Origin of the sequence: Nonomuraea sp. NPDC049725, from assembly GCF_040674795.1 — a bacterium.
Lineage (GTDB): Bacteria > Actinomycetota > Actinomycetes > Streptosporangiales > Streptosporangiaceae > Nonomuraea > Nonomuraea ceibae.
On record NZ_JBFANJ010000016.1, the window covers coordinates 144,116 to 157,333 of the forward strand.

16 protein-coding genes are annotated in these 13,218 nt (G+C 73.2%); 7 read left to right on the forward strand and 9 right to left on the reverse strand.

The annotated features are described in order from the left end of the window. Positions 1 to 8 precede the first annotated feature (8 nt). On the forward strand, positions 9 to 428 hold the full coding sequence (locus AB0J53_RS34455) for a hypothetical protein (protein ID WP_364180093.1): 420 nt from the start codon (positions 9 to 11) through the stop codon (positions 426 to 428). Here AB0J53_RS34455 and AB0J53_RS34460 read toward each other — a convergent pair. Next, a complete protein-coding gene (locus AB0J53_RS34460; protein ID WP_364180095.1) occupies positions 400 to 1,152 on the reverse strand; it encodes an SDR family NAD(P)-dependent oxidoreductase in 753 nt (250 codons plus the stop codon). The genes AB0J53_RS34455 and AB0J53_RS34460 overlap by 29 nt on opposite strands. Positions 1,153 to 1,296: 144 nt before the next feature. Here AB0J53_RS34460 and AB0J53_RS34465 point away from each other — a divergent pair, with 144 nt between their 5' ends. Further along, positions 1,297 to 2,232, forward strand: coding sequence for an RNA polymerase sigma-70 factor (locus AB0J53_RS34465; RefSeq protein ID WP_219507608.1), 936 nt, complete (start codon positions 1,297 to 1,299; stop codon positions 2,230 to 2,232). Here AB0J53_RS34465 and AB0J53_RS34470 read toward each other — a convergent pair. Continuing rightward, entirely contained in the window at positions 2,229 to 3,260 is a 1,032-nt protein-coding gene (locus AB0J53_RS34470; protein ID WP_364180098.1) for a saccharopine dehydrogenase NADP-binding domain-containing protein, read from the reverse strand. The genes AB0J53_RS34465 and AB0J53_RS34470 overlap by 4 nt on opposite strands. 100 nt (positions 3,261 to 3,360) lie before the next feature. Between AB0J53_RS34470 and AB0J53_RS34475 the strand changes: the two genes are divergently transcribed. Further along, positions 3,361 to 4,326: a helix-turn-helix domain-containing protein gene (locus AB0J53_RS34475; protein ID WP_364180100.1), complete on the forward strand. Its 966-nt coding sequence runs from the start codon at positions 3,361 to 3,363 to the stop codon at positions 4,324 to 4,326. On the opposite strand, the gene AB0J53_RS34480 is transcribed toward AB0J53_RS34475, so the two are convergent. Both AB0J53_RS34480 and AB0J53_RS34485 read right to left on the reverse strand, forming a co-directional pair. Further along, the gene (locus AB0J53_RS34480; RefSeq protein WP_219507611.1) at positions 4,302 to 4,946 is read right to left on the reverse strand and encodes a dihydrofolate reductase family protein; all 645 of its coding nucleotides are present in this window, start codon (positions 4,944 to 4,946) and stop codon (positions 4,302 to 4,304) included. The genes AB0J53_RS34475 and AB0J53_RS34480 overlap by 25 nt on opposite strands. Before the next feature lie 60 nt (positions 4,947 to 5,006). Next, positions 5,007 to 5,969 carry an alpha/beta hydrolase gene (locus AB0J53_RS34485; protein ID WP_364180102.1) on the reverse strand — a complete coding sequence of 321 codons (963 nt, stop codon included), beginning with the start codon at positions 5,967 to 5,969 and terminating at the stop codon, positions 5,007 to 5,009. Positions 5,970 to 6,144: 175 nt separating this feature from the next. Here AB0J53_RS34485 and AB0J53_RS34490 point away from each other — a divergent pair, with 175 nt between their 5' ends. Then, positions 6,145 to 6,534 carry a hypothetical protein gene (locus tag AB0J53_RS34490; protein WP_364180104.1) on the forward strand — a complete coding sequence of 130 codons (390 nt, stop codon included), beginning with the start codon at positions 6,145 to 6,147 and terminating at the stop codon, positions 6,532 to 6,534. A 16-nt stretch (positions 6,535 to 6,550) separates the two neighbouring features. Here AB0J53_RS34490 and AB0J53_RS34495 read toward each other — a convergent pair whose 3' ends face one another. The 4 genes from AB0J53_RS34495 to AB0J53_RS34510 all read right to left on the reverse strand — a co-directional run bounded on the left by AB0J53_RS34495 (position 6,551) and on the right by AB0J53_RS34510 (position 10,816). Continuing rightward, entirely contained in the window at positions 6,551 to 7,207 is a 657-nt protein-coding gene (locus tag AB0J53_RS34495; protein WP_364180106.1) for a maleylpyruvate isomerase N-terminal domain-containing protein, read from the reverse strand. A gap of 41 nt (positions 7,208 to 7,248) precedes the next feature. Continuing rightward, positions 7,249 to 9,639, reverse strand: coding sequence for an excinuclease ABC subunit UvrA (locus AB0J53_RS34500; RefSeq protein ID WP_364180108.1), 2,391 nt, complete (start codon positions 9,637 to 9,639; stop codon positions 7,249 to 7,251). 114 nt (positions 9,640 to 9,753) lie between these two features. Next, positions 9,754 to 10,164, reverse strand: a complete 411-nt coding sequence (locus AB0J53_RS34505; protein WP_219507617.1) for a VOC family protein — start codon at positions 10,162 to 10,164, stop codon at positions 9,754 to 9,756. Between the two features lie 58 nt (positions 10,165 to 10,222). Continuing rightward, on the reverse strand, positions 10,223 to 10,816 hold the full coding sequence (locus tag AB0J53_RS34510) for a helix-turn-helix domain-containing protein (RefSeq protein WP_364180110.1): 594 nt from the start codon (positions 10,814 to 10,816) through the stop codon (positions 10,223 to 10,225). A gap of 55 nt (positions 10,817 to 10,871) precedes the next feature. Here AB0J53_RS34510 and AB0J53_RS34515 point away from each other — a divergent pair, with 55 nt between their 5' ends. Further along, a complete protein-coding gene (locus tag AB0J53_RS34515) occupies positions 10,872 to 11,669 on the forward strand; it encodes an SDR family NAD(P)-dependent oxidoreductase (RefSeq protein ID WP_364180112.1) in 798 nt (265 codons plus the stop codon). Here AB0J53_RS34515 and AB0J53_RS34520 read toward each other — a convergent pair. Continuing rightward, entirely contained in the window at positions 11,659 to 12,093 is a 435-nt protein-coding gene (locus tag AB0J53_RS34520) for a MarR family transcriptional regulator (protein ID WP_219507623.1), read from the reverse strand. The two genes, AB0J53_RS34515 and AB0J53_RS34520, sit on opposite strands and share 11 nt — an antisense overlap. A 55-nt stretch (positions 12,094 to 12,148) precedes the next feature. Here AB0J53_RS34520 and AB0J53_RS34525 point away from each other — a divergent pair, with 55 nt between their 5' ends. After that, entirely contained in the window at positions 12,149 to 12,757 is a 609-nt protein-coding gene (locus AB0J53_RS34525; RefSeq protein ID WP_364180115.1) for a TIGR03086 family metal-binding protein, read from the forward strand. Between the two features lie 10 nt (positions 12,758 to 12,767). Further along, entirely contained in the window at positions 12,768 to 13,181 is a 414-nt protein-coding gene (locus AB0J53_RS34530; RefSeq protein ID WP_364180117.1) for a RidA family protein, read from the forward strand. Positions 13,182 to 13,218 lie beyond the last annotated feature (37 nt).

A 13,218-nucleotide genomic window follows, 5' to 3' on the forward strand; every position in this document is an offset into this window, starting at 1 on the left:
TGGGATGCATGACCGCCATCTCACGCCTGGTGACGTCCGTCGAGGTCGACGATCAGGCGGCCGGCACCGTCTCGGTGTCGGCGCGTCTCGAGGCCGAGCTCGCCGACGGGACCCGGGTGCTGCTGCTGGACGACCGAGGCTGGGGCTCGTCGCAGCGCTGGGCCGCGACCTCGGCGGCGGACGTGCGGGAGACGGCACGGGTCGTGGTCGGGCCCGACGAGCCGTCCGGCGGCCGGTCCCAGGAGGACACGGAAGCCGGCCATTGGGGCTCGCTCCAGCGGATCGCCCGGCAGCAGGGGGTCGTCGTCGACGCGGCCACGCTCAGGCGGCTGCCGCACGACGTCGTGCTCAGCCGGGAGGTGCTCGCGCGCCTCGGCGGTGAGCCGGGCGCCGGGGGCGTCACCACGGGACCGGGCCGCTGTCGTTGAAGAAGCCGCCGCTCGGCCCGTCGTCGAGCGTCGCCAGCCGCACGATGACGGCCGCGCCCTCGTCGGGCGTGCGGAAGCCGTGGTGGTCGTTGATGTCGGTGTCGACGTAGCCGGGGTCGGCGGCGTTGACCAGGATGCCATCCTCGCGCAGTTCGTTGGCGTACTGCACGGTCAGCGCGTTCAGCGCGGCCTTCGACGGCGTGTAGGCGGCCGAGGCGGGCAGCGCCGCCAGCGGCCCGCCCGGGGTGGCGGCGATGGTCAGCGACGCGGCCCCGCTGCTGACGTTGACGATGCGCGGCGCGGGGGCGCGGCGCAGCAGCGGCAGCATGGCGTTGCTCACCGTGATCACCCCGAACACGTTCGTCTCGAAGACCGCCCGCACCATGTCCACGTCGACGACGCTGGGGAGCTGGTCGAGCGCGTCCTGCGGCGCGACCTGCCCGGACCCGGTGATGCCGGCGTTGTTGACGAGCACGTCCAGGCGGCCGAAACGCTCCTCGGCCAGCCGGGCGGCGGCCCGTGCCGTGGCCGGGTCGGTGACGTCCAAGGTGACGGCGTGCGCGTCCCCGCCGGCCCCGCGCAGGGCCGCCGCGGCCTCCTCGCCGCGCCGCGCGTCCCTGGCGCCGACCAGCACCGTCATCCCCAGCGCCGCCAGTTGGGCGGCGGCGGCCCGGCCGATGCCCTTGTTGGCGCCGGTGACCAGCGCGACCTTCCGCTCGTTCATGATCAACCCCTTGTCGTCCGTACGGTGTGTCCGCCCCGAGACGAGACAGCCCGGCGTTCTGTGACATGCGGGCCGATGTCACAGAACGCCGGGCTGTGTCGTCTCAGGTACCGGAAACAGGCGCGACGACGGGAAGGAGCCCGCATGAGCAGGGCCGAGGAGTTCGAGGAGTTGCGGCCGCTGCTGTTCTCGATCGCCTACCGCATCCTGGGCAGCGTGAGCGACGCCGAGGACGCCGTACAGGAGACCTGGCTGCGCTACGAGGCGATCACGACGCCGCCGGCGTCGGCCAAGGCGTTCCTGTCGGCGGTGGTGACCCGCATCGCGATCGACGTGCTGCGCTCGGCCCGCGTCCGGCGGGAGGAGTACGTCGGCACGTGGTTCCCCGAGCCGCTGCTCACCGACCCGTACGACGACCCGCAGCGGGCGGCCGAGCTGGCCGATTCTGTGTCGATGGCGGCCCTGCTGCTGCTCGAACGGCTGAGCCCGCTGGAGCGGGCCGTGTTCGTGCTGCGTGAGGTGTTCGGGTTCGGCTTCGGCGAGGTCGCGGCGGCGGTCGGCAGGTCGGAGGCGGCCTGCCGCCAGCTCGCCGTGCGGGCCCGCCGCCACATGGACGCGGGACGCGCCCGCTTCGAGGCCGGCCGGCGCGAGCGGGAGGAGCTGGCCGGGCGCTTCTTCGACGCCTTCGCCGAAGGTGACGTCGCCGGCCTGCGCGAGCTGCTGGCCGCCGACGTCCAGCTGGTCGCCGACAGCGGCGGCAAGGCCCCGCTGTGGGGCGAGGGCGTGTTCGGCGCCGCGAACGTGGCCCGCACGCTGGCCTCGATCGTGCCGCCGTTCGTCCGGATCGGCGGCGCCGTGGAGCCGCGCGAGGTGAACGGGCGGCCGGGCGCGATCTTCCGCGACCGCGACGGCCGGATCGTCAACATCTGGTCGCTCGACATCCTCGACGGGCAGATCCAGACGATCCGTACGGTGCTGAACCCCGACAAGCTCGCCCACCTGGGCCCGGTCGCGGACGCCTGGGCCGTGGTCCGCGAGGCCACGCGGGCCCGCCGGCTCCCGCCCGAGCCCGGCGGCTAGGACTCCAGCTCCACGGTGAGGTCGGCGGACAGCGCGCGGAGGAAGTCCGGCGCGTCGAAGACCTCACCGGCGGAGACGACGCCGGTCGCCCTGGTCCGTCCCGTGAGCAGGCGGTCGACCGCCTCGACCACGAGCGGCGCGGTGAAGGCGTAGATGTCGCGCCCCCGCGCCACGGCCCGCCGCTCGGCGCCGCCGGAGCGCACGACGACCTCCACGAGGAACGTCTGCTCCGACCGTCCCAGCTCGTCGGCCGGGGCCGGCGTCGGCGTGTCGGGCGCGACGACCTCCCTGGCCGCCTCGACCGTCATGTACGTGCGCACCTCGGGGATGGACAGGTGGCTCGGCACGGTGACGATGTCGGCCATCGAGAACTCGCCCACGACCGGCCGGGGCCCCAGCGGCGCGGGGAAGGGCCACTCCAGGACCGGCGGGTCGTCGTGGCGGTACTCCAGCCGGCCGTTGGCGAAGCGGACCCGCTGCCCGTCCCGCCGCTGCCGGGAGACCACGCCCGCCGCCCGCGTCCCGGCGGTCGGGTGCCAGCCGCTCAGCCCGTACGCGATGTGCGCCTCGTCGGCCGACGTCCAGTCGCCCATCGCGGCCGTGGCCAGCAGGTCGCCCAGGCCGCCGTAGAAGGCCATCGCGGGGACGATCACCGCGCCCGCCGCCCGGGCCCGGTCGCCGAAGTGCGCGAACGTGTCGGCGTTGGCCTCGATCTCGGCCGCCACGTCCACGTACGGGATGCCCGCGCGCAGCGCCGCCTCGATCACGGGGGCCGCCGTCGTGGCGAACGGCCCGGCGGTGTTGACCACGGCCGCCGCCCCGGCCAGCGCGTGGTCGAGCGCGCCGGGGTCGTCGACCGACGCCGTGCGGAACTCCAGCCCCGTCTCGTGGGCCAGCTCCTTGAGCCTGGCCGAGTCGCGCCCGGTCAGCAGCGGGACGAACCCGCGCTCCCGCAACCGCGCCACGACGAAACGCCCGGTGTGCCCGTACGCGCCGAAAACCGCCACCGTGTGCGCTGATGATTGCATGGGTGCTCCCCGAACTCGCGTCGATCTGTTGCGTTCATCCTTCCGTTCACGGGCGGCCCGCACGAGTGTCCGGAACGCCATTGCCCATACAATTCCGGACATGACCACCGTCGCGCTGGCCGTCACCGACGGCATGCTGCACTTCGAGCTGTCCCTCGCCTACGAGGTGTTCGGGTTCGCCCCGGCCGGCGTCGAGCCCTGGTACGACCTGGCCGTGTGCGGCCCGGCCCCGGTGCGCGCCGGCCGGTTCCTGCTGGAGCCCGACCACGGCCTCGGCCACCTCCCGCGCGCCCACACCGTGATCGTCCCGGGCTGGGCCGACGTCGACGTGGACCCGCCCGCCGACCTGGTCGACGCGGTGCGCGCCGCGCACGAGGCGGGCGCGCGCGTGGTCTCGCTGTGCACGGGCGTGTTCGTGCTGGCCGCCGCCGGGCTGCTCGACGGGCGGCGCGCCACCACCCACTGGGCGCACACCGAGGTCCTGGCGTCCCGCTACCCCGAGGTGACGGTGGACCCCGACGTCCTGTACGTGGACAACGGCAGCGTGCTCACCTCCGCCGGGAAGGCCGCCGCCATGGACCTGTGCCTGCACCTGGTACGCCTCGACCGGGGCTCCTCGGTGGCCAACGTGGTCGCCCGGCGGCTGGTCGTGCCGCCGCACCGGGACGGCGGCCAGGCCCAGTTCGTCACCACGCCGGTGCCGGAGCCGGGCAACCACCCGCTCGCCGGCCTGTTCCCCTGGGTGATGGAACGGCTCGACCAGCCGCTGACCGTCGAGGACCTGGCCCGCCGGGCGCGGATGAGCTCGCGCACCCTGGGCCGCCACTTCAGGTCGGTCACCGGCACCACACCGCTGCAGTGGCTGCTGACGCAGCGGATCCGGCGCGCCCAGGAGCTCCTGGAGACCACCGGCGAGAGCATGGACGCCATCGCGGCGGCCACCGGCATGGGCACCGCCACCACGCTGCGCCGCAACTTCAACCGCGCGGTGGGCGTGGCCCCGGACGCCTACCGACGCACCTTCCGCTCACGCGCCGCCGATCAGCGCCTCCAGAACAGCAGGTGAGTCATGCCGCTCGGGCTCGGCACCGTGTCGAGGTGGAAGCGGTCGAGCAGCTCGGTGTGGCTCTCCCACAGCCGCTCGCCCCGCCCGAGCTCGACCGGCGCGACGGCGATGTGCAGCGTGTCGACCAGGTCGGCCGCCAGGAACTCGCGGATCGTGGCCACCCCGCCGCCCAGGCGCACGTCCCGGCCGCCGGCCGCCCGCCTGGCCCGCTCCAGCGCCTCGGCCGGGCTCGCGTCGAGGAAGTGGAACGTGGTGTCGGCCAGCGTGAACGACGGCCGTACGTGATGGGTCAGCACGAAGACCGGCGTGCGGAACGGCGGCCGGTCACCCCACCACCCCTGCCAGTCGTGGTTCTCCCACGGGCCCCGCTGCGGGCCGAACTTGTTCCTGCCCATGATCTCCGCGCCCATGTTGTTGCCCCAGTCGCGGGTCAGGTAGTCGTCCAGGCCGCGCGTGCCGCCCGGGTCGGTCCGGTTCACCCAGCTCGCGGTGGCGCCCGCCCAGGACCACATCGGGCCGGGATCGGCGTGGCCGAACGGCCGCTCCAGGCTCTGCCCCTCCCCGGCGCCGAACCCGTCCCTCGACACGGTGAAGCACTGCACCTTCAGCAACTGCGACATGCGTCCTCCTCTGACAGCTTCGTCTCGGAGGTGGTCGGAGCCGCCGGCGGATTCTTGCGCTCAGGCCAGCAGCCGCCGCAGCCAGCGCAGCCGGGCCGCCCTCGCCTCCTGTGACAGCACCGCCTGCGGCGCCATCAGGTCGAACCCGTGGAAGGCGCCAGGCCACACGTGCAGCTCCGCCTGCCCGCCCGCCTGCCAGAGCCGGGTGGCGTAGGCGACGTCCTCGTCGCGGAACGTCTCGGCCGAGCCGACGTCGACGAACGCGGGCGGCAGCCCGGACAGGTCGCCGGCCCGCGCCGGGGCCGCGTACGGGGACACGTCCGGCCCGCCGCGCGCGTCGCCGAGCAGGGCCGTCCAGCCGGTCTCGTTCGAGGTGCGGTCCCAGATGCCCAGGCCCGCCATCTGCGCGGACGACGGCGTGTCGTTGCGGTCGTCGAGCATCGGGCACATGAGCAACTGGCCGATCAGGGCCGGGCCGCCCCGGTCCCGGGCCATCAGGGCCAGCGCCGCCGCCAGCCCGCCGCCCGCGCTGGGCCCGCCCACGACGAGGCGCGCCGGGTCGGCGCCCAGCTCGGCGGCGTGCTCGGCGGTCCACACCAGGCCCGCGTAGCAGTCGTCCACCGGCACGGGATGCGGATGCTCGGGGGCGAGCCTGTACTCCACGGACACCACCACCAGGCCCAGCTCCAGCGCCCAGTCGAGCAGGTCGTCGAGCCCGGTGCGGGCGTCGCCGAACATCATGCCGCCGCCGTGCGTGTAGTAGATCGCCGGAAGCGGTGTGGCCGCTCCCGCCGGGCGGCACACCAGCAGCGGCACGTCGCCGTGCGGGCCGGGGACCGTGTGCTCGCCGACGACGAGCGCGCCGCCCCGGGACAGCTCCTCGTCGGTCTGCGACGGGATGACCTCGCGGGCCGCCCGCAGGGCGTCGAGCGTGTCCAGGGTGATCGACGGCGACACGTACTCGGCCAGCACGGCCAGCGCCGCGCCCAGCTCCGGATCGAACGGCACCGGTGGTGAGCTCAAGGAAGTCCTCCGGACTCTCGGTGGCTTTCGGCTGTGGTGCCATCGTGCGCCCCGAACGGCCCGCGGGCGAGGGCCCCGGCGGTCGCGGCGAAAGCGCGTCGAAAGCGGGCGGGCGTAACGTCCCTGGTCAGGCAAGCCGAACGAAGCCCCCGCCGCCTAACGGAAAGGACCGCTCATGACCAGGAAGAGCACCGTGATCGCGCTGTCCGCCGCCGCGACCCTCGCGCTGGCGCTGATGGCGCCCCCGGCCTCGGCCGGCGACACCACCGTCTGGGGCTGCAAGCCGGGCAACGTGTGCCTGTACAACGGCGACCAGACCCCGGGCTACCTCCACTACCAGACCGCCGGGAACGTTCCGGACGGCAAGTCGTTCTGGGTGATCGTCAACAACGGCCGTCAGCAGAACGGCGCCGACCACGTGTACTTCGAGTACCGGTACCAGGGCGGCTCGAAGTGGTATCCGAAGTGCCTGCACTTCTACCCCGGCAGCGGCTACAAGCTCGACCTGCGTGACGGGGCCGTGGGCGCGACGATCAGGAACATGTACTGGGGCGGCGAGTGCTGAACCGCCCCGGGGCGGTTCAGCCGATGACGAAGGGCAGCCTGGCCGCCAGCTCGCCCAGCTCCGCCGCCTCCGCGCGGGTGGGCGCACGCCGTCCGGTGCCGACCAGCAGCGCGTCGGCGTCGGAGAACGACGCGGGGAACGCGGCGCCGGCGATCCGCTCCAGCATCGCCCTGGACCGGGCCGCCCCTTCGGCGGGCGGCCCGGCCGCGCCGGGCAGGTGCGCGACCAGGTCGAGGTGGTGCAGCGTCCACTCCAGGACGTAGGCGGTGAGGTAGTCGCCCGCGGTGAGCACCACGTCACGGGTGCTCACCCGCAGCCCCGGGTCTGCGAGGGCGGCGGCGCGCCCGGCGGCCGAGCCGACGTCGTCGAGGTGGAACTTGAGCAGCCGGGGCTCCTCGTACGCGGCGGCGAGCCGGACGATCAGCGCGTCGAGCGGGTCGTCACCGGTCGGCGGCGTCCGGCTGACCTCCCAGTAGGTCACCGCGTCGCGGGTCGGCTCCGCGTCGGCTGGGGTCACCAGCGTGATCAGGACGTCCTGGGCGTCGATGACCAGGTGGCACACCAGGTCACGCACCAGCCAGCCGGCGCAGCCGGACGGCCGCGCGAAATCGTCGTCGGTGAGCTCTGCGACCGCGGCGCGCAACGCCGCCCACGACCGGATGAAGGACTCCACGACACGTACGCTAACCGACGCCGCCGCTGTCGGGCCGGCCGCTACGCGCCCACGTAGCCGGCCAGGTGCTCGCCGGTGAGGGTGGAGCGGGCGGCGACGAGGTCGGCGGGCGTGCCCTCGAAGACGACCCGGCCGCCGTCGTGCCCGGCGCCGGGGCCGAGGTCGATGATCCAGTCCGCGTGCGCCATGACCGCCTGGTGGTGCTCGATGACGATGACCGACTTGCCGGCGTCGACGAGCCGGTCGAGCAGGCCGAGCAGTTGCTCGACGTCGGCGAGGTGCAGTCCGGTGGTCGGCTCGTCGAGGACGTAGACGCCGCCCTTGTCGGCCATGTGGGTGGCGAGCTTGAGCCGCTGCCGCTCGCCGCCGGACAGCGTGGTGAGCGGCTGGCCGAGGCTGAGGTAGCCGAGCCCGACGTCGGCGAGGCGGCCGAGGATGGCGTGCGCGGCCGGGGTGCGGGCCTCGCCGGAGCCGAAGAACTCGGCGGCCTCGGTCACCGGCATGGCGAGCACCTCGCTGATGTCGCGCCCGCCGAAGCGGTAGTCGAGCACCGCCGGCTGGAACCGCTTCCCCTCGCAGTCCTCACAGGTGGTGGCGACGCCGGCCATCATCCCCAGGTCGGTGTAGACGACCCCGGCGCCGTTGCAGGTGGGGCAGGCGCCCTCGGAGTTGGCGCTGAACAGCGCCGGCTTGACGCCGTTGGCCTTGGCGAACGCCTTGCGGATCGGTTCGAGCAGCCCGGTGTAGGTCGCCGGGTTGCTGCGCCGCGAGCCCTTGATCGCGCTCTGGTCGACGGAGACGACGCCCGCCCTGGCCGGGATCGATCCGTGGATCAGCGAGCTCTTGCCGGATCCGGCGACGCCGGTGACGACGCAGAGCACGCCGAGCGGGATGTCCACGTCGACGTCGCGCAGGTTGTGCCGGTTGGCGCCGCGGATCTCCAGCTTGCCCGTCGGCTTGCGTACCGTGTCCTTGAGCCGGGCGCGGTCGTCGAGGTGGCGGCCGGTGATGGTGCCGCCGGCCCGCAGGCCCTCGTAGGTGCCTTCGTAGCAGATGCTGCCGCCGTCCGTGCCGGCGCCGGGGCCGAGGTCGACGACGTGGTCGGCGATGGCGATCGTCTCCGGCTTGTGCTCGACGACCAGGACGGTGTTGCCCTTGTCGCGCAGCCGCTTGAGCAGGTTGTTCATCCGCTGGATGTCGTGCGGGTGCAGGCCGATGGTGGGCTCGTCGAAGACGTAGGTGACGTCGGTGAGCGCGGAGCCGAGGTGGCGGATCATCTTGGTGCGCTGCGCCTCGCCGCCCGACAGCGTGCCCGCGGGCCGGTCGAGCGAGAGGTAGCCGAGCCCGATCTCGACGAACGACTCCAGGGTGTGCAGCAGCTTGGCGAGCAGCGGCGCGACCGACGGCTCGTCAAGGCCGCGGATCCACTCGGCCAGGTCGCTGATCTGCATGGCGCAGGCGTCGGCGATGTTGATCCCGGCGATGCGCGAGGAGCGGGCCTCCTGGCCGAGCCGGGTGCCGTCGCACTCGGGGCAGGTGGTGAAGGTGACCGCCCGGTCGACGAACGCCCGGATGTGCGGCTGCATGCCTTCGCGGTCCTTGGACAGGAACGACTTCTGGATCTTGGGAATCAGGCCCTCGTACGTGAGGTTGACGTCGTCGACCTTGACCTTGGTCGGCTCCTTGTAGAGGAAGTCCTGCAGTTCCTTCTTGGTGTAGTCGCGGATCGGCTTGTCGGGGTCGACGAACCCGGACTCGGCGTAGACGCGGACGGTCCAGAAGCTGTCGGACTTCCAGCCGGGGATGGTGAACGCGCCTTCGGAGATCGACTTGGAGTCGTCGTAGAGCTGGGTGAGGTCGATGTCGGAGACCGTGCCCCGGCCCTCGCACCGGGTGCACATGCCGCCGATGCGGGTGAACGTCGCCTTCTCCGTCTTGCGCGCGCCGCGTTCGACGGTGATCGCGCCGCTGGCCCGGACGGTGGGGACGTTGAACGAGAACGCCTGGGGGGAGCCGATGCGCGGCTGCCCGAGGCGGCTGAACAGGATGCGCAGCATCGCGTTGGCGTCGGTCGCGGTGCCGACGGTGGAGCGCGGGTCGGCGCCCATCCGCTGCTGGTCGACGATGATCGCGGTGGTCAGCCCGTCGAGCACGTCGACCTCGGGCCGGGCCAGCGAGGGCATGAAGCCCTGGACGAACGCGCTGTAGGTCTCGTTGATCAGCCGCTGCGACTCGGCGGCGATCGTGCCGAACACCAGCGAGCTCTTGCCCGAGCCCGAAACGCCGGTGAACACCGTCAGCCGGCGCTTCGGGATCTCGACGCTGACGTCCTTGAGGTTGTTGACGCGGGCGCCGTGGACGCGGATCAGGTCGTGCGTGTCGGCGTCGTGCCGCGCAGGCGACTGCGCGTCCTGGCCAGGGGCCGTGCTCATGCTCTCTCCATCTGTTTCTGCTCAGGCTCGCTGAGGTCGCCTTCGCGCACTCGCCGGGGTGTGATCCGACCAGCTTCGAGGTTATTCGTCGGTCTCAGGTGCGTGGCGCGCCGGTCACCGTGCCTCGTTGATGCGGACCAGGTTGCCCGCCGGGTCGCGGAAGGCGCAGTCGCGCACGCCCCACGGCTGGCTGGTCGGCTCCTGGACGACGTCGGCGCCGGCGGCCTGGACGCGCTTGAACGTCTCGTCGAGGTCGGGGGTGGCCAGCGTGATGCCGGCGTAGACGCCCTTGTCCATGAGGCTGGCGATGGCGCGCTGCTCGTCCTCGCTGACGTTCGGGTCGGTGACGGGCGGCTCCAGCACGATGCACGTGCCGGGCCGGCCGGGCGGGCCGACGGTGATCCAGCGCATCCCCTCGGCGCCCACGTCGCCGCGCACCTCGAAGCCGAGGGCGTCGCGGTAGAAGGCCAGGGAGGCGTCCGGGTCGTCGTACGGGAGGAAGCTTGCGTAGATGGTGATGTCCATGCAGGTCACGCTAGGCGGGGGGAGGGGCGGGGCGCTTCTCCATTCCTGACCGATGCGCTCAGCACGCGCGCATCGCCGCGCGGGCCTGCCCGGCCGACAGGGGAGGCGCGGGCAGCGGCCGGGCGGCGGCGGCGCGCAGGCCGTCGAGCGAGAGCGCCAGGTGCCGCCGCCAGGCTCCCGGCGCGACGTCGTGCGTGGCCTTGACGGTCGCCGCGACGCCCCAGATCACGAAGGCCAGGTCGGTGAGCGTGACGTCGTCGCGCAGGTCGCCGGACCGCCGGGCGCGGTCGAGGATCTCTTCCATCAGCGCGGGGCCGCGGTCGCCGGCCGTCGCGGTCCGCGCGGCGAGGTCGTTGTAGCCGAGGTCGGCGGCCTGGAGCTCGCACACGCCGGTCAGGAACGCGGTGAACCCCTCCCAGGCGTCGCCGGCGGCGAGCGCCCGTTCGGCCAGCTCGCTCACCCGGGCGGCCCGGTCGGCGAACACGGCCTCCACCAGGGCGTCGCGGGTGGGGAAGCGGTTGTAGAGCGTCCCGATGCTCACCCCGGCCGTGCGGGCGATCTCCTCGAGCGGCACGTCGAGCCCGCGGTCGGCGAACAGCCGCCGGGCCGCCTCCAGGAGGCGTTCGCGGTTGTGCACGGCGTCCTTGCGCATGTCCGCAAGCTTAGCTAACTTGAGGTCCATCTCAACTTGAGGAGGACCTCAACTTATGTCCCGCACCATCGTGATCACCGGCGGCACGAGCGGCATCGGCCTCGCGCTCGCCCGCCACCACGCCGGGCGCGGCGACCGCGTCGTGGCCGTGGGCAGCAGCGAGGAAGGCGGCCGCCGCCTGCGCCAGGAGGCGCCGGGAGCCCGGTTCGTCAGGTGCGACCTCAGCTCGGTGAGCCGGACCCGCGACCTGGTGGCACGGCTCGCCGCCGAACACCCCGTCATCGACGCCCTGGTGCTCGCCGCGTTCCGGTTCAACCCGGCGCGCGTCGAGACGGAGGAGGGCTTCGAGCACACCTTCGCCCTGTACGTGATCAACCGCTGGCTGATGGCCGAAGGGCTGCGCGACCCGCTGGAGCAGGCGCCGCGACCGGTGATCGTCAACCTGTGCGGCGCCGGGCAGGGCGGCCGGATCCACTGGGACGACCTCCAGCTCAGGAACGGCTACCGGGGCTTCACCGCGACCATGCAGGGCGCCCGCGCGAGCGAGCTGCTGGGGGCGTCCTACGGGTCCGCCGGCATCCGGTACGTGCTCTACAACCCGGTGTTCGTCGCGACGAGCCTGCACACGCCCTTCCAGCAGCCGTTGCGCGCGCTCGTGCGGGCGGGGTCGGCCGTGTTCGCGCAGTCCGTGAGCAAGGCCATGCCGCCGATCGCCGCGCTCGTCGAACAGCCGCCGGCGGCGCCGCTCACGGCCTGGAAGAAGGGCAGGCCCGTCGCCATCACCGTGGACCCGGCCGAGGCGCGGCGCTTCGAGCAGGCCGTCCGCGCCCTGGGCGGCCCCGTCAGAGCGTAACCTCCGCCTCCCGGACCAGCCGGTGGAGCGTGTGCAGGGCGCGCAGGAAGGTCTCGCGGTCGGCCTCGGGCAGGTGGGCGAGCAGACGGTCCTCGGCCTCCTGGATCCGGGCACGGATCGAGCCGCACAGCCGGTGGCCTTCGCCGGTGATCGCCAGGATGCGGGCGCGGCGGTCGCGCGGATCGGGCTCGCGGGTGATGAGCCCGGCGGCCTGGAGCCGGTCGAGGGTGCCGATGATGCGGGTCTTGTCGGCGCCGATCGCCTCGGCCAGCGCCGCCTGGGTGCGCACCGAGCCGTCGTGGAGCGCGCCAAGCACGGCGTAGCCCCACATGGTCACCCCGTGCTCCGCCAGCACGGGCCGTTCGGCGGCGATGAGCGCCTGCAGGAGCGGATGCAGCATCTCGGCCAGGTCACGTCGGCTCATGTCGCGCCCGCGAAAACCTTTTGACAGATGATAAGCATGCGCAGATCATAAGCCAATGCCTACAAATGGGGAACCGATCGTCGCGCTCGACGCCCAGGCGGTCCAGGTCAGCGTGGAGCTGGCCGCCAGGGTGCGGCAGCCGGACCTGTCACGCCCGACGCCCTGCGCCGGATGGACGGTCCACGACCTGCTCGCGCACATGGCGGCCCAGCACCACGGGTTCGCCGCGGCGTCCAGGGGCGACGGCGGCCTGGCCCATTGGGAGACGCGCCCGCTCGGCGCCGACCCGGCGGCGGGCTACCGGGCCTCGGCCGAGCACGTGCTGGCGGCGTTCGCCGTCGACGGCGTGCCGGAGCGCGACTTCCCGCTGCCCGAGTTCGGCAGCGGGGCGGTCTTCCCCGGCAGGCAGGCGATCGGCTTCCACTTCATCGACTACGTCGTCCACTCCTGGGACCTGGCCAAGGCGCTGGGCGCCGGGGTCGAGTTCCCGCCCGGCCTGCTGGACGCCGCGCTGGCCGTGGCCAGGGCCGTGCCCGACGGCGACGCCCGCCGCGCGCCACGGGCGCCCTTCGCACCGGCGCTCGCCTGGGAGGGCGGGACGAAGCTGGACGAGATCGTCGCACACCTGGGTCGCTCACCGAGCTGGCCCCGGCAACAACCATGAGGAGCATGCCATGAGCAGTGTCAGATTGGTCCGCAACCCCCGGCTCACGCAGCAGGTGGACTACGCCTACGCCGCCGTCGCCGACGCGCCGGTGCGCAACATCTGGGTGGCCGGCGCGTGCCCCCTCGACCTCGACGGCGACACCGTCGCGGCCGGCGACTACGTCGCCCAGACGCACCAGGTGATGCGCAACCTCGTGATCTCGCTGGAGGAGGTCGGCGCGTCACTGACGGACGTCGCCAAGACCACCGTGTACGTGGCCTCCTCCCGGCAGGCCGACCTGGTCGCCGCCTGGGAGGTCTATCGGGAGTACATGGGCGAGCACGACGTGCCCAGCACCCTGCTCGGCGTGACCGTGCTCGGTTACGACGACCAGCTCGTCGAGGTGGAGGCCGTCGCCGTGCTCCCGGCCGCGGACGGCTGAGCTCAGAGCCCTCGTCGTACGGGCGGAACCACGGCCG

What these genes read in the sequence shown, in the direction of transcription:
- AB0J53_RS34530 (WP_364180117.1), top strand. Translation starts at nt 12,768, where the DNA reads ATGAGCAGTGTCAGATTGGTCCGCAACCCCCGGCTCACGCAGCAGGTG.
- AB0J53_RS34505 (WP_219507617.1), bottom strand. Translation starts at nt 10,164, where the DNA reads ATGGACATCACCATCTACGCAAGCTTCCTCCCGTACGACGACCCGGAC.
- AB0J53_RS34460 (WP_364180095.1), bottom strand. Translation starts at nt 1,152, where the DNA reads ATGAACGAGCGGAAGGTCGCGCTGGTCACCGGCGCCAACAAGGGCATC.
- AB0J53_RS34520 (WP_219507623.1), bottom strand. Translation starts at nt 12,093, where the DNA reads ATGAGCCGACGTGACCTGGCCGAGATGCTGCATCCGCTCCTGCAGGCG.
- AB0J53_RS34455 (WP_364180093.1), top strand. Translation starts at nt 9, where the DNA reads ATGACCGCCATCTCACGCCTGGTGACGTCCGTCGAGGTCGACGATCAG.
- AB0J53_RS34500 (WP_364180108.1), bottom strand. Translation starts at nt 9,639, where the DNA reads ATGAGCACGGCCCCTGGCCAGGACGCGCAGTCGCCTGCGCGGCACGAC.
- AB0J53_RS34480 (WP_219507611.1), bottom strand. Translation starts at nt 4,946, where the DNA reads ATGTCGCAGTTGCTGAAGGTGCAGTGCTTCACCGTGTCGAGGGACGGG.
- AB0J53_RS34465 (WP_219507608.1), top strand. Translation starts at nt 1,297, where the DNA reads ATGAGCAGGGCCGAGGAGTTCGAGGAGTTGCGGCCGCTGCTGTTCTCG.
- AB0J53_RS34510 (WP_364180110.1), bottom strand. Translation starts at nt 10,816, where the DNA reads ATGCGCAAGGACGCCGTGCACAACCGCGAACGCCTCCTGGAGGCGGCC.
- AB0J53_RS34470 (WP_364180098.1), bottom strand. Translation starts at nt 3,260, where the DNA reads ATGCAATCATCAGCGCACACGGTGGCGGTTTTCGGCGCGTACGGGCAC.
- AB0J53_RS34490 (WP_364180104.1), top strand. Translation starts at nt 6,145, where the DNA reads ATGACCAGGAAGAGCACCGTGATCGCGCTGTCCGCCGCCGCGACCCTC.
- AB0J53_RS34515 (WP_364180112.1), top strand. Translation starts at nt 10,872, where the DNA reads ATGTCCCGCACCATCGTGATCACCGGCGGCACGAGCGGCATCGGCCTC.
- AB0J53_RS34475 (WP_364180100.1), top strand. Translation starts at nt 3,361, where the DNA reads ATGACCACCGTCGCGCTGGCCGTCACCGACGGCATGCTGCACTTCGAG.
- AB0J53_RS34525 (WP_364180115.1), top strand. Translation starts at nt 12,149, where the DNA reads ATGCCTACAAATGGGGAACCGATCGTCGCGCTCGACGCCCAGGCGGTC.